We start from the raw sequence: 13,549 nt of genomic DNA on the forward strand, positions 1-13,549 counted from the left end.
AAAAACCTCGGGCAAGTTAATGAGCAAGTGTCTGTGTCAATGCATCCAGATTAGCCTGAAGCAGACTATTGAGCAATCGCAAATGATCTTCACGGCTATTTAATGCCGGAATATAGCGATAGCTTTCGCCCCCCATTGCTTTAAAGGTCTCGGCATTTTCGATTGCCAGCTCTTCAAGTGTTTCCAGACAGTCCGCGGAAAATGCCGGACTCATTACCTGAATGGATTTCACCCCTTGCTTCGCCCAATCTTCAAGTAAAACATCGGTATAGGGCTTGATCCATTCCTGCTTGCCAAACCGCGACTGGAAGCTGATCGCATATTGATCTTCATTTAAACCTAGTGCTTCCGCCACCAATTTACCCGTGATGCGACAACGGTCGGCATAAGGATCGCCTTTATCAGCATAGGGCTGTGGAATGCCGTGGAAAGACATCAACAATTTTTCTGGCTGACCATGAATTGCCTGATAGTCACGTACACTTTGAGCCAGCGACTGGATAAATAAAGGATGTTGATAATAATCCCGGATCACTGTCAAACCGGGTAAATTGCGCTGTTGAACCACCCATTTCGCCACTGCATCGTATAAAGGTGCAGTCGACGTGGCTGAATATTGGGGAAACAGGGGAAATAGAATCACGTGTTCCTGTGGCTGCGCGGAGACTTGTGCCAAGACATCCTGAATGCTGGGATTGCCATAGGTCATGGCGGGTACCACATTCAGTTCAAACTGTGGATACAGCTGGGTGAGATGTGTCTTGACTGCGCTGACCTGCTCAAACAGAATTTCACGCATCGGTGAATCCTGTCCCCATACTTGTGAATAGGCCTGTGAAACCCGCTTTGGACGGAAGGGCAAAATGAATAAGCGCAGGATGATTTGCCAGATCGGTTTGGGAATCTCAATCACACGCTGGTCGGATAAAAACTGCTTGAGAAAACGGCGTACCGCAGGAATCGTAGGCTCATCTGGTGTGCCCAAGTTTGCCAATATAATCGTCACTTTCGCTTTAGCAGTAGAATACATTCAGTTCGTCCGTCAGGATATCAACCCCTGTACTTTAACAGCTTTTTATTTATTCTTTATATGGATTAATACGCTGACTTATATTGAAAAGTACGATCTAAATCCAGCAAGCTGCTGTCCAGCAACTTTTGCGCTTTTGGGGTAATCTGCCACAGCATGCGCTGGCGGTCATCACGACCAGATGGCACAATCCAGTCATTCTGGCGCATTTGAATTTTTAAACTATGCAAGGCACGAATATTCATCTGGGCACGCGCGACAGCATGCGCTCGTGGCATCTGCACCCGCGCATCCGGCAGGCCGGTTTCATTCAGATATTCATTCATGCGCTTTGAGAAAAACTCTTCAGGCGTGGGATTGACAAAGGTTGAGCCTAGCAATGCCAATAATTGTGCCCAGGTGAGTTTTTTCTGGATTTTGATTTCCTTGAAGTTACCATCCTGATAGGCATGCATCCGGTATTCAAAAGAAAAAACTTCATGCATCGCCACTTTGGGCAGGCTTAAGAATGGATCGAGCTGAGCTGTTCCGCCATCACGTTCCAGTTGCGCGACTTTCGCTTTAAGCTGGTCAATCTCGTCATGCAGGGCTTGGGTATTTTGCGGACGTACCCAGCCCGTTACCGGATAGCGCTCCAGCATCTGTGGCATATTAAAACGCACTGCCATTTCCAGATCGCGCAGGCTACGGTAAGTAAATACCTGATCCACTTCCTGCTGTAGCAGTTGACGGAATTCCCTGAATTTTTCTTTTAATTCCGGTTTGGCATCATGCAATGCACTTTCACGTGAAGCCGGATCATCATGCATAAATACAATAATCGGCTTTTGCTTGGTCACTGCATAAATATATTCGAGATGCATATAGCCGACACCCGAAACTGACTGCTCCCCATACTGGCTACCCAGCAAAATCACGACATAATCACAGTCATCAATCTGGCGGCGTGCAAATGCAGTATTCAGCGGTGTACGCTGTTCCAGCCCCCACGAGAAAAATCCCATTCCCACCAGTGTTTGAGACAAAATGATACGCTCCGGTTGCATTTCTGCCCCAGAGGTTGAGATGAACACTTGGTATCGTTTATCCAGCATGGGCTATCCTCTTCTCCTGTACATTTGCGTAAACATGCATAAGTACATGTTTCCTTACGCAATATGGCCACCCCAATTAAAAAATATAGTTCTTTTTAAATTATAAAAATGAGCTTTAGACTGCACTCATGTTACTGACCTGCCATTTTATATCGGCCGGAATCAGGTGCTGCAAAATCGGTCGGAGCTGTTCAGCATTCTGCCCACTCACCACCAGTTCAATCGTTACACTTTTGCCAGACTTATGCTCAAATAATAACCCATTTTTAATTAAAATTCGGGCCGTTTGTCTTGCAACTGCGAATCCTGAGTCAATTAATGTCAGCTTTTGACCAAAAATATACTGAATTGACGATTTTAGGAAGGGGTAATGTGTACATCCAAGCACTAAATAGTCAGCGCCTTGATCTATAACAGGTTGTAAAATCTCTTTTAATGTCTGCAAGCAGGCTTCACTCATCTGCTCTCCGGCCTCCACAAAAGGCACCAGCTCCAGACTGGTGACCGGCAGGACTTTGACTTGAGCGGGTTCGGCAAAACGGGTAATCACATCTTTAATCAGCTGGCCGCGGAAGGTTGCAGGTGTGGCCAGTACTGCAACCGTTTTTGACTGGGTATTCAGCACAGCCGGCTTAAGTGCGGGCACCAAACCGATAATCGGAAAGTTTTCACCATAATGCTCACGTAAATAATCCAGACTAAAAGCGGAAGCGGTATTGCAAGCCACCACTGCAACTTTACAACCCTGACGATACAGCCATTCAATCGCCTGAGCCGTCAGGGTGCGGATCTCCTGATCCTCTCTCGGCCCATAAGGAACATGGGCAGTATCTGCATAATAGACAAAGCGCTCATTGGGTAAATACCGGGCAATTTCTAGGGCGACCGACAAGCCGCCTACGCCTGAGTCAAAAATACCAATCGGGGCATCTGCCGTGGCATTGGGCATCGGGTCCAATAGCTTGGAAATTGGTTGAATAGCGCTCATAACGTTGCAGGGGGCTTGTTGCTAAAATTCTAGCGAACAAGCTTAAACCTCAGGTGCTCAAATGCAAGTCTAAATCGCCACTTTTCAAACTTAAAACGGTTTCACTTGCCGGATTTTCCCCAAGCTCTCCCATCTCGACCAGATGTAAAAATGCCGCACGCTGAATCAGGGCATTAATCCCGAAACGCACATGCACATAAGGCCGCAACTCACCTTTGTATTCACGCATAAAGATCGGATGTTCGGCATCGACAATAATCAGGTCTTGGGTAGTCGTGCCCAGTTGCAGATAGTTCACTCCATTGATCTCAACCCGATCGACCTGATTGACAAATAAAGGTTCATCTTCAACTTCAATTTCAATCATTTCTACCGGTGTTTTTAGATAGAATTTATCGTTTTCTTTCCAGAGCACCGTTGCAAACAGGTCAATCATGGGCTGACGCTTGATCAATTGACCTTCGTGCCACCATTCTCCATTGGCTAAAACCTTGAGATCCATTGTGCCACAATGCTTTGGCTGCCATTGCTCCAAAGGGGGTATTGACCTTTTGTGACTGCCCTGTGCATCTTTTAAGTATTGTGCGATATCCATTAAATTTTTATCATCGGAAGAAGTTACTTTTTTCGTCGGATTTGTGCTGGGTACTGGCTTATCCATAAAAGAAGACCTTAATGACGGAAAAATAATATGTTTCAGCCAATTGGCTAAAACTGGGTTTAAAACTATACTAGCCCAGATTATCAAAGACACCAGTACTTTTGTGTCTAGGAACCAAGAACACTTATGGCAGCACCCAATCATATGATTATGGTTGCCACCGAATAGTAATATGAGGAGTCCTACATGGAACACATCGAACGTGAATCGATGGAGTTTGACGTCGTCATCGTAGGCGCAGGCCCTGCGGGTCTTTCTGCTGCGATCAAAATCCGTCAACTTGCAATTGAAAACAACTTAAACGATCTGTCCGTTTGTGTCGTAGAAAAAGGCTCCGAAGTCGGTGCACATATTCTGTCTGGTGCGGTGCTTGAACCGCGTGCCATGAACGAGCTGTTCCCGGACTGGAAAGAACAGGGTGCCCCGCTGAATGTCCCGGTGACTGAAGATAAAACCTTCTTCCTGCTGTCAGATGAAAAATCACAGGAAGCACCACACTGGATGGTGCCAAAAACCATGCATAATGATGGCAACTATGTCATCTCGCTCGGCAACGTGGTGCGCTGGTTAGGCCAGAAAGCGGAAGAACTGGAAGTGTCGATCTTCCCGGGCTTTGCTGCCTCGGAGATTCTTTATCATGAAGATGGCACGGTAAAAGGCATCCAGACCGGTGATATGGGTATTGGTAAAGATGGTGAACCGACACATAACTTTACTCCGGGTTATGAACTGCATGCCAAATACACGTTATTTGCTGAAGGTTGCCGTGGTCATTTAGGCAAGCGCCTGATCCAGAAGTTTAACCTGGACAAGGACGCCGATCCGCAGCATTACGGCATCGGGATTAAAGAGCTGTGGGAAATCGATCCGGCCAAGCACAAGCCGGGTCTGGTGATGCACGGTGCCGGCTGGCCATTGAATGAAACCGGTTCTTCAGGTGGCTGGTGGCTCTACCATGCTGAAAATAACCAGGTGACCCTGGGCATGATCGTGGATCTTTCTTATGAAAACCCGCATATGTATCCGTTCATGGAAATGCAACGCTGGAAAACCCATCCGCTGATCAAGCAGTATCTCGAAGGTGGCAAGCGCATTTCTTATGGTGCCCGTGCCGTGACCAAAGGTGGTTTTAACTCGCTGCCGAAATTTACTTTCCCGGGCGGTTCTTTAATTGGGGATGATGCCGGCTTCCTGAACTTCGCCAAGATCAAGGGTTCTCATACAGCAATGAAATCCGGCATGCTCTGCGGTGAAGCGGTATTTGAAGCCATTGCTGCGGGTGTAGAAAAAGGCGGTGATCTGGCGGTGGCGCGTGTTGTAGAGGGCGAAGATTTCTTTGTCAAGGAACTGACCGCGTATACCGACAAGTTCAACCATAGCTGGCTGAAAGAAGAGCTGTACAGCTCGCGTAACTTCGGTCCTGCGATGCACAAGTTCGGTCAATGGATGGGTGGTGCATTCAACTTCATCGACCAGAACGTGTTTAAAGTACCGTTCACCCTGCATGATCTGCTGCCTGACTTCAAGGCATTAAAAACTGTCGATGCAGTGAACTTCAAGCCGACCTATCCAAAACCGGATGGCAAGCTGACCTTTGACCGCCTGTCTTCAGTGTTTGTGTCGAACACGGTCCATGAAGAAAACCAGCCTTCGCATTTGAAACTAACTGATCCATCCATCCCGGTTGAAGTGAACCTGCCGAAATGGGATGAGCCTGCACAGCGTTACTGCCCGGCGGGGGTGTATGAAATCATGGAAAATAATGACGGTTCCAAGCGCTTCCAGATCAATGCAGCCAACTGTGTGCACTGCAAGACCTGTGACATCAAGGATCCGTCCCAGAACATCACCTGGGTGACACCGGAAGGTGGCGGTGGTCCAAACTATCCAAATATGTAAGTTATAAATCAAGATAAAATAAACCCGCCTCAGAGCGGGTTTATTTTCAAGATCAATTCAAAATTATCAGTACACGAAATGCATAAAATTTTGGCAGAATTAGCCGCCTTTTTTCACTAAATAATGAAATTCTTTATTGCCATTTTCATCCAGTCGCTCTTCCTGCAATAGCAATTCATGCCCCAGATGCATACAGAATTTTGGAATATCCCAAGACGTTGAATTATCCGTGGCAAACACCTCAACCACGTCGCCAGCTTTGGATTTACGGATCGCCTGATGCAACATCATTACCGGCTCGGGACAACGTAAACCTCGGGTATTCAATTGCAGGCTTGGAATAATTTCAGTGGAGGACATCGAAATACTCAGGATGAAAAGACATCATATTTTAACATAAACCTGCGATTACAGGACTGCTTTGGAGGTGGGTCCAGGTTTAAAATCGGCACTGACTTACGCGATCAAGACTGCACATCATATTTACAATAGACAAGCGTATTTTCTGCGGTATGATAAAACCACGTTTTTTTAGATATTAAGAGTCTTCAGGAAAAATCATGCACGAGGAATCAGGCCCGTCGTGGGGTATGCGCGGTTTACGCAAATGGCTGGGAACTGCACCCGAAACTCGCGACGAACTGCTAAAATTAGTACAAGATTCACGTCGATTTTTAGAACCCGATACTGTTGCCATGCTTGAGGGTGTACTTGACCTCCCGGCAACCAAAATTCGTGAAGTCATGACGCCCCGTACGTCCATGATCAGCTTGCAGGAAGATGACCAACTACTGGATATCCTGCATGTGCTGGTCGAGTCTGCACATTCACGCTTTCCGGTATTCTCATCCGATCAGACCGACAATGTAGTCGGAATTCTGCTGGCCAAGGATTTATTACCTTTTCTGACCGAGCCGACCACCAAAGTCGATATTCGCGCGCTCATGCGCCAGCCTTTGTTTGTTCCAGAAAGTGCCCGTTCCGATCAGGTACTGCGCATGCTGAAAAACACCCAGACACATATTGCCGTAGTGATTGATGAATACGGTACGACTTCGGGTCTGGTGACACTGGAAGATATTCTGGAAGAGATTGTCGGTGAAATTGAAGATGAACATGACAATATCGATGAAGAAGCACAGTACATTGTTCCGGATAACGACCCGACTACCGCCAATACCTGGATAGTCCAGGCCCTGACTCCGATCGAGTATTTCAATAATATGCTGGATACGAATTTCCCTGATGATGAAGTGGAAACCATGGGCGGCTTGTTATTACAGGAAATTGGTCTGGTGAATGATCTTGAAGGTCAGACCATTGAACTGGAAGACTGGCAGTTTACCATTCTTGAGGCAGATTCACGTTCTATTCACCTGATTCGAGCCGTGCGCCAATGAGAGCGTATTTCGATAAGCTGTTGAGTTCTTCTCAGCGGCAGAAAACCTTGCCGCTGATCTATCCTGTCTTAATTGCCTTATTTGCAGGTGCCATCTTCAGCTTGGCACTGGCTCCTTATCATTACTGGTGGCTAGCCATTCTGTCTCCGGCCCTGCTCTATGCCTGCTTGCGTGGACGTAGCGCAAAACAGGCCTTTGGTATTGGCTGGGCTTACGGGATCGGCTTGTGGTTTGTGGGTGCTTTCTGGCTCTATACCTCCATCCATGTCTATGGCGATACCAGTGCCTTTCTGAGCATTGTAATGATCCTGATCATGGCGCTGGTGATGGGTCTGTTTAGTGCTGTTCAATGTTTTGTTTACCGGCGCTTTTTCCCGGAAACCCCTTTAACCTTTGCCCCGCTCTGGGTCCTGTTTGAATGGGCCAAGACCTGGGTATTTACCGGGTTCCCATGGCTGTTTGCTGGTTATGCCTTTACCGAACGCTACCTGGATGCCTATGCGCCCTTATTCGGCGTATTCGGGGTTTCTTTTGTGGTGATCATTCTGGCCTGTGCGCTGGTTGAAATCCTGAATAGACGCCTGTTCTGGGCGCTTCCTTCAGCCATCTTGTTACTCGGCGCCTGGGGTGCAGCCCAGCTGACGTTTGTTGAGCAGAAAAATCAAAAGCCTTTAACTGTTTCCCTGATTCAGGGCAATATTCCGCAGGACCTGAAATGGCTGACAGAATATCAGGTAAAGACCTTACTGATTTATGCCAATCTGAGCAAAACCGAATGGGGCCGAGATCTGATCGTCTGGCCAGAATCTTCGATTCCCATGTTCCAGACTGATATTGAAGCCTTTCTGGAAGCCATGAAAGTCCAGGCTGAAAAATCCGGAACGGCCTGGGTGACCGGCATTCCGTATTGGGATTTGGCCGAATCTCAGACTGCGGGCTATCCAAAATATTACAACAGCATTATGGCGAGCGGAGATGAATCGGATGGGCTGTACAAGAAACAGCGTCTGGTTCCGTTTGGTGAATATATTCCCTTGTCAGGCTGGTTAAGCTGGGTATTGCCGGGTTTACAGAATGATCCGTCCATGAGTGGTTTTACTCGGGGTACAGATCATCAAGAACCGTTGAATGTAAAAAATCATCCTTTGGGTTCTGCGATTTGCTATGAGGTGGCTTATCCTAATTTGACCCGCCGTAATGCCAGCCAGAGTGATTTTCTGGTAACCGTATCTAATGATGCCTGGTTTACCGGTACAGCAGGGCCGCTACAGCATCTGCAGATGGTGCAAATGCGTGCCAAAGAAAATGGCCGCTGGTTTATCCGTGCCACCAATACTGGTGTGACTGCGTTTATTGATCACAATGGTCATATTGTGAAAAAAGCCCCGATGGATCAGGAAGCGGTATTACGTGGTGAACTTCCAGCCATGCAGGGCGAAACCCCGTATATGAAACTCAGCGACTGGCCGGTCCTGATCTTCTCTGTTCTACTCTTGCTAGTAGGCTGGCGCTTCCGTCCACGTAAAGTGGATGTCAGCTTTAAATCTAGACGGTAATTTCTTCAAGTCCCCCTTTTACAAAGAAAGGGGGATTTAGGAGATTCCTGAATATCAAATCTTATCAACCTCTCCTAAACTCCCGTTAATAAAGGGAGAAACGCTCAAGGCAATAAAAAACCGAGGTCAATGCCTCGGTTTTTTTATTTCTTTCAAAAACTTAAAACTGCACTGCCAGATAACAGAGCATGCTGGCTAAAGACAGCATCGGTACATGACGATAAATATGAACTACAGCCTGTTCAAATGCTGAGCTTTGCTCGGCCTGAATGCGAATAACACTCGCATTTAATGCTGACCAGAAACATAGAGCCATTAAACTGCTCATCAAACTGATGGCAAAGAAAGCCACCATAATCTGGCTGCTACCTTCGGTGCTCTGCCATAAATGAACGATTCCCTGACTGACCGGCAACATGCTTAAAACCAGAAGAACAGATTTCAGCATCAACCAGTGAAATTGGTTGATTTCATCTTTCAAGATAAATGCTTTCATATATTTCTCCGTTGGCGAGTCAGGTGCCTTTCAGAGCATTATGAGCTTTTTCAAATAAATAGAAAGTGTAGCTTTATTCATATCTTACGAGAATTGTAATAGATAAACATGGGAATAATTCTTATTATAACTCGCATATCGTTTCTATTATTTAATTTATATAATTTTCAAAAACTTATATTGTATTTTATAATTAATACCTATTATCACTTCACTTAACACAAAAATAAGCTATGAAGTGAAGTGATATATTCCATTCAGTGAGAATTTATAATGATTCTCGATTATGGCTGATAATAAATATCGGCATCTGTTCCTTCACCGCCCGCTTGACCATCTGCCCCAAATGAATACAGATCGAAGCTTCGGCCGTCGGTACCCGGAATCACATATTGCAGTTCATTATCCCAGCTATCTTTTGGAAAACCGCCTTTGACATAACCACCCGGCATCCAGTTTTTTGCAGTCGCTGGCTGGTTCACCAGTGCATCCAGACCACCTTCCTGCATGCTTGGATATTTACCATTATCGAGCTTATATTGATCCAGTGAACCTGCAATGCTCTGTAACTTGATCACGGTGGTATCTACTTTGGCTTTTTCACCGCGCCCCATCACGTTCGGAACGATCAGCGCAGCAAGCACACCAAGAATAACAATCACCACCATGACTTCGATTAAGGTAAAGCCTGTCTGTTTATTTAATTGTTTCCTTTTCATTCACTCTCTCTCATTCATTTGCATTATTCAGACCACTTGAATCTTGATCACAGCAAAATTCTAACTGGTTACTGTTTAAATCATATTATTCATATTCACAATTGGCAGCATTACTGCTATCACAATGACCAGAACAATACTGGCCATCAGAACCAGCATTAAAGGTTCCAGCAAAGCCAGTAAAGTTGAAATCAGGGTGGTCACTTCACGATCCTGCATCTGTGAAGCACGCTCCAGCATTCGGTCGAGTTCACCGGATGCCTCGCCACTTCTGATCATTTGTACCATCATCGGCGGGAAATAACCACTGCGTTCCAGTTGGGTTGCCAGGTTACCGCCTTCGGTCACTTTTTCAGCAGCCAGATTCACCGCATCACGGATTACCCAGTTATTGCTGACCGCAGCTCCAATGCGCAATGCATCGACTAGCGGCACGCCAGACTGGGTCAAAATGGATAAGGTACTGGCAAAACGCGCGGCATTAATCCCGCGTGATAGTTTCCCAAATAGCGGCAGCTTTAAAGTCAGACGGTCAAAGGCATAATGCCCGGCGGTGGTTCTTAAAAACCGGACCAACAGGAAAATCCCCAAGGCTCCACCGATCAATAAAAATGGCCAGGCAAGGCGGATAAAATCACTGGCTTTCATCAAGGCCACGGTAATCCAGGGCAGGGCATCTTTACTCTGGTCAAAGGTCTTGACGATATCCGGCACCACATAGGTCATCAGTCCCATCACGATTGCAAAGGACATCAGCATCAGGATAATCGGATAGATCATTGCACCTTGAATTTTTTTCTGCATGGCGAAACGATTTTCGGTATAGTCTGCCAGTTGGTCCAGAATAAGATCCAGGTGCCCGGAACGCTCACCGGCCGCAATCGTGGCAATATACAGCTCGGGAAACCGTCCTGATTGCTGCAAGCCTTGCGCCAGACTATGCCCTTCCAGTACTTTTGAGCGCACTGACATCAGCAGGTTTTGCACATGTACTTTTTCACTTTGCTTGCCGACGGCGCGAATGGCTTCTTCCAATGGAATCGCGGCAGCGACCAGTACGGATAACTGCCGGGTCATCAGAGCCAGATCATAGGCGGTGAGGCTTTTTTCAAACCATTTTCGTCGATAATGCCGGTCTTTTTTCTCGATAGGATCGACAGAGACTGGAATAAGCGCTTTATCCCGTAATTGTTGCCGGATCTGACGCGCAGAATCCCCTTCCAGCACGCCTTTTTGCTGCTTCCCTGAAGCATCAAGCGCAATAAACTGATATGCAGGCATTGTAATGCTCTAATTTTCCAAAATTTTGCTTAACGCTGTTGCGTCAGACCACCCAAATCATTCATATTCTTTGATATAAATTATCTGCTCACTCTAACATAATCGAACTTTAAGCACGACGAAATTTCTTCAGGATCTCCACCCCAAGATATGCAAAATTCTCACCCAGATTCAAGTCCACTTTATCGCGTACGCATTGCTGTACCTGTGCATGTATTTGATTGTTTTGATTACACAATGAGTGTAGAACAATTTGAACAGGCGCAGATTGGCGCACGTGTACTGGTGTCGTTTGGCCGGCAGAATCTGGTCGGGGTGATTATCGAAAAACTGTCCGCAGACACTCCTCTCGACCCGCGCTTTAAACTTAAGGCTGTGACCGAGCTGCTCGATGAACGTGCCATTATAGATAGCAAAGTTTTAAGTTTGTTGACATGGTCAGCACAGTATTATCAGTTTCCGATCGGTGAAGTCGTCCACAGTGCCCTGCCGACCCTGCTGCGCCAGGGTAAGCCTTATAACCTGCTGGCCCGTACTTGGAAGCTCCTGGACACTAATGCCGAGGCCAAAGTACGCCGTTCGGACAAGCAGCAGGAAGCTTACCGGATTTTAAAACTGCATCCGGTCGGGACCACTGAAACTGTGCTCAACATGGCCGGGATTGAAACCGCGACCTTAAAAGCACTGGAGAAAAAAGAGATTTGCGCCTGTGTGCTGGAGCCACAAGATTTCAGTCCGCAGCCGATGCAACTGGCACAGATGCCGCTAACGGCCAATCCTGAACAAAAACATGCAGTCGAACAGGTATTAAAATATCGCAATCAATATCAGGCTTTTTTACTGGATGGTCTGACCGGCAGCGGTAAAACTGAAGTGTATTTGCAGATCATGGAGCAGGTACTGAAACAGGGCAAACAGGTGCTGGTGCTGGTACCGGAAATCGGCCTGACGCCGCAAACCATCAGCCGTTTTCAGTCCCGTTTTCATTGCCATATTGCGCTGCTGCATTCCGGGCTGAATGATTCCAAACGGCTACAAGCCTGGCAGTCGGCGGAAACCGGCAAAGCCTCGATTGTGCTGGGTACACGTTCCGCCATTTATACGCCAATGCCGAATCTGGGCCTGATCATTCTGGATGAAGAACATGACCTGTCCTTTAAACAGCAGGAAGGCTTCCGCTATCATGCCCGAGATGTCGCCCTGTACCGCGGCCATTTACAGCAATGTCCGGTAATCTTAGGGTCAGCCACTCCAAGCATTGACAGTTATGCGCTGGTGCAACATGGCAAGATGCAGGTGCTGGAGCTGAACCAGCGTGCCGGCACGGCCTTGATGCCCAAAATCCATATTCTGGATTTAAAAGTCGCACAGAAGCAGCATGGGATTAGCCTGCAATTGATTCAGGACATCAAAAAGCGTCTGGAGAAAAAGGAACAGGTGCTGATTTTTTTAAACCGCCGTGGCTATGCCCCCGTTCTGCTTTGTGGCAGTTGCGGCTGGCAGGCACAATGTCCGCACTGTGATGCCAACTTCACTGTACACCGTCAGCCTTATCAGCATCTGCATTGTCATCATTGCGGTACCATTCACCGTATGCCGGAACACTGCCCGCAATGTCAGCATCAGGAACTGGTTACACTGGGCATGGGCACCGGCAAAGTCGAAGAACATCTGAATGAACTCTTTCCGGATTTTGAGGTGATTCGGGTCGATCGCGATTCCACCAGTCGGGTCGGCAGCTGGCAGAAAATCTATGACAAGATTCAGAAAAGCGAACCGGCAATTCTGCTCGGCACCCAGATGCTGGCCAAAGGCCATCATTTTCCTTATGTGACGCTGGTGGCGATTCTGGATATTGATTCCGGTCTGCTGAGTGTGGACTTCCGTGCTACTGAACGGACTGCGCAACTGATCGTGCAGGTGGCTGGCCGTGCCGGACGTGGTGAACACAAAGGCGATGTCTATTTGCAAACGCTCAGGCCTGATCATGCCCTACTAAATACCCTGGTCAATGAAAATTATCGCGTGTTTGCCCAGCAGACCTTAAAAGAACGGCAGATGGCCCAGATGCCGCCCTACCGTTATGCCATCCTAATTCGCTGTGAATCCAAGGATCAGGCACAAAATACCGAATTCTTACAGAAACATGCAGCTCTTCTCAGGCAATATCCCGATCTGGTGCTGGACATCTGGGGACCGATTCCTGCGCCAATGGAACGTAAGGCTGGACGCTATCAGTCACATATGGTGCTATTGTCAGCGGATCGTCCACGTCTGCATTACTATGTGCGCAGCTGGTGGCAAAACATGCTGCAGGACAAGCCTTCCAGCATGAAGCTCACGCTGGACATCGACCCTCAGGAACTGAGCTAAGAGATATTGCGCCTGAGGGTCGCTCTAGAATACGAAACTGCGAGTCTGGATC

12 protein-coding genes are annotated in these 13,549 nt (G+C 47.3%); 4 read left to right on the forward strand and 8 right to left on the reverse strand.

All coding sequences use genetic code 11. The features are described 5' to 3' along the window. Positions 1-16: 16 nt before the first annotated feature. The 4 genes from hemH to VXQ92_RS08710 all read right to left on the reverse strand — a co-directional run bounded on the left by hemH (position 17) and on the right by VXQ92_RS08710 (position 3,773). Positions 17-1,030, reverse strand: a complete 1,014-nt coding sequence (gene hemH / locus VXQ92_RS08695; protein ID WP_416681125.1) for a ferrochelatase — start codon at positions 1,028-1,030, stop codon at positions 17-19. A gap of 65 nt (positions 1,031-1,095) precedes the next feature. After that, positions 1,096-2,124 carry a DUF4062 domain-containing protein gene (locus tag VXQ92_RS08700; protein ID WP_416681126.1) on the reverse strand — a complete coding sequence of 343 codons (1,029 nt, stop codon included), beginning with the start codon at positions 2,122-2,124 and terminating at the stop codon, positions 1,096-1,098. A gap of 115 nt (positions 2,125-2,239) precedes the next feature. Next, positions 2,240-3,112: a glutamate racemase gene (gene murI / locus VXQ92_RS08705; RefSeq protein WP_064094926.1), complete on the reverse strand. Its 873-nt coding sequence runs from the start codon at positions 3,110-3,112 to the stop codon at positions 2,240-2,242. A 49-nt stretch (positions 3,113-3,161) separates the two neighbouring features. After that, positions 3,162-3,773 carry a DUF1285 domain-containing protein gene (locus VXQ92_RS08710; protein ID WP_416681127.1) on the reverse strand — a complete coding sequence of 204 codons (612 nt, stop codon included), beginning with the start codon at positions 3,771-3,773 and terminating at the stop codon, positions 3,162-3,164. Positions 3,774-3,959: 186 nt separating this feature from the next. On the opposite strand from VXQ92_RS08710, the gene VXQ92_RS08715 reads away from it, so the two are divergent. After that, positions 3,960-5,672 (forward strand): electron transfer flavoprotein-ubiquinone oxidoreductase, encoded by a 1,713-nt coding sequence (locus tag VXQ92_RS08715; RefSeq protein WP_064094928.1) that lies wholly within the window; start codon positions 3,960-3,962, stop codon positions 5,670-5,672. A gap of 99 nt (positions 5,673-5,771) precedes the next feature. On the opposite strand, the gene tusA is transcribed toward VXQ92_RS08715, so the two are convergent. Further along, positions 5,772-6,032 carry a sulfurtransferase TusA gene (gene tusA / locus VXQ92_RS08720; protein ID WP_416681128.1) on the reverse strand — a complete coding sequence of 87 codons (261 nt, stop codon included), beginning with the start codon at positions 6,030-6,032 and terminating at the stop codon, positions 5,772-5,774. Positions 6,033-6,232: 200 nt separating this feature from the next. Between tusA and VXQ92_RS08725 the strand changes: the two genes are divergently transcribed. Both VXQ92_RS08725 and lnt read left to right on the forward strand, forming a co-directional pair. After that, positions 6,233-7,072, forward strand: a complete 840-nt coding sequence (locus VXQ92_RS08725) for an HlyC/CorC family transporter (protein ID WP_416681129.1) — start codon at positions 6,233-6,235, stop codon at positions 7,070-7,072. Further along, positions 7,069-8,628, forward strand: a complete 1,560-nt coding sequence (lnt, locus tag VXQ92_RS08730) for an apolipoprotein N-acyltransferase (RefSeq protein WP_416681131.1) — start codon at positions 7,069-7,071, stop codon at positions 8,626-8,628. Before VXQ92_RS08725 ends, lnt begins: the two co-directional genes overlap by 4 nt. Before the next feature lie 160 nt (positions 8,629-8,788). Here the strand turns inward: lnt and VXQ92_RS08735 are convergent, their stop codons facing one another. The 3 genes from VXQ92_RS08735 to gspF form a co-directional block, all read right to left on the reverse strand. Continuing rightward, positions 8,789-9,124, reverse strand: a complete 336-nt coding sequence (locus VXQ92_RS08735; RefSeq protein ID WP_064094931.1) for a hypothetical protein — start codon at positions 9,122-9,124, stop codon at positions 8,789-8,791. Positions 9,125-9,408: 284 nt separating this feature from the next. Further along, on the reverse strand, positions 9,409-9,843 hold the full coding sequence (gene gspG / locus VXQ92_RS08740; RefSeq protein ID WP_064094932.1) for a type II secretion system major pseudopilin GspG: 435 nt from the start codon (positions 9,841-9,843) through the stop codon (positions 9,409-9,411). 75 nt (positions 9,844-9,918) lie between these two features. Next, positions 9,919-11,124 carry a type II secretion system inner membrane protein GspF gene (gspF, locus tag VXQ92_RS08745; protein ID WP_416681132.1) on the reverse strand — a complete coding sequence of 402 codons (1,206 nt, stop codon included), beginning with the start codon at positions 11,122-11,124 and terminating at the stop codon, positions 9,919-9,921. Between the two features lie 150 nt (positions 11,125-11,274). Between gspF and VXQ92_RS08750 the strand changes: the two genes are divergently transcribed. Next, positions 11,275-13,497, forward strand: a complete 2,223-nt coding sequence (locus VXQ92_RS08750; RefSeq protein ID WP_416681133.1) for a primosomal protein N' — start codon at positions 11,275-11,277, stop codon at positions 13,495-13,497. Positions 13,498-13,549 lie beyond the last annotated feature (52 nt).

It is taken from the genome of Acinetobacter sp. 228 (genome assembly GCF_048147885.1).

Bases quoted from the DNA above. Each gene is read 5' to 3' on its own strand.
- hemH (WP_416681125.1), bottom strand. From the start codon at position 1,030: ATGTATTCTACTGCTAAAGCGAAAGTGACGATTATATTGGCAAACTTG.
- VXQ92_RS08700 (WP_416681126.1), bottom strand. From the start codon at position 2,124: ATGCTGGATAAACGATACCAAGTGTTCATCTCAACCTCTGGGGCAGAA.
- murI (WP_064094926.1), bottom strand. From the start codon at position 3,112: ATGAGCGCTATTCAACCAATTTCCAAGCTATTGGACCCGATGCCCAAT.
- VXQ92_RS08710 (WP_416681127.1), bottom strand. From the start codon at position 3,773: ATGGATAAGCCAGTACCCAGCACAAATCCGACGAAAAAAGTAACTTCT.
- VXQ92_RS08715 (WP_064094928.1), top strand. From the start codon at position 3,960: ATGGAACACATCGAACGTGAATCGATGGAGTTTGACGTCGTCATCGTA.
- tusA (WP_416681128.1), bottom strand. From the start codon at position 6,032: ATGTCCTCCACTGAAATTATTCCAAGCCTGCAATTGAATACCCGAGGT.
- VXQ92_RS08725 (WP_416681129.1), top strand. From the start codon at position 6,233: ATGCACGAGGAATCAGGCCCGTCGTGGGGTATGCGCGGTTTACGCAAA.
- lnt (WP_416681131.1), top strand. From the start codon at position 7,069: ATGAGAGCGTATTTCGATAAGCTGTTGAGTTCTTCTCAGCGGCAGAAA.
- VXQ92_RS08735 (WP_064094931.1), bottom strand. From the start codon at position 9,124: ATGAAAGCATTTATCTTGAAAGATGAAATCAACCAATTTCACTGGTTG.
- gspG (WP_064094932.1), bottom strand. From the start codon at position 9,843: ATGAAAAGGAAACAATTAAATAAACAGACAGGCTTTACCTTAATCGAA.
- gspF (WP_416681132.1), bottom strand. From the start codon at position 11,124: ATGCCTGCATATCAGTTTATTGCGCTTGATGCTTCAGGGAAGCAGCAA.
- VXQ92_RS08750 (WP_416681133.1), top strand. From the start codon at position 11,275: ATGCAAAATTCTCACCCAGATTCAAGTCCACTTTATCGCGTACGCATT.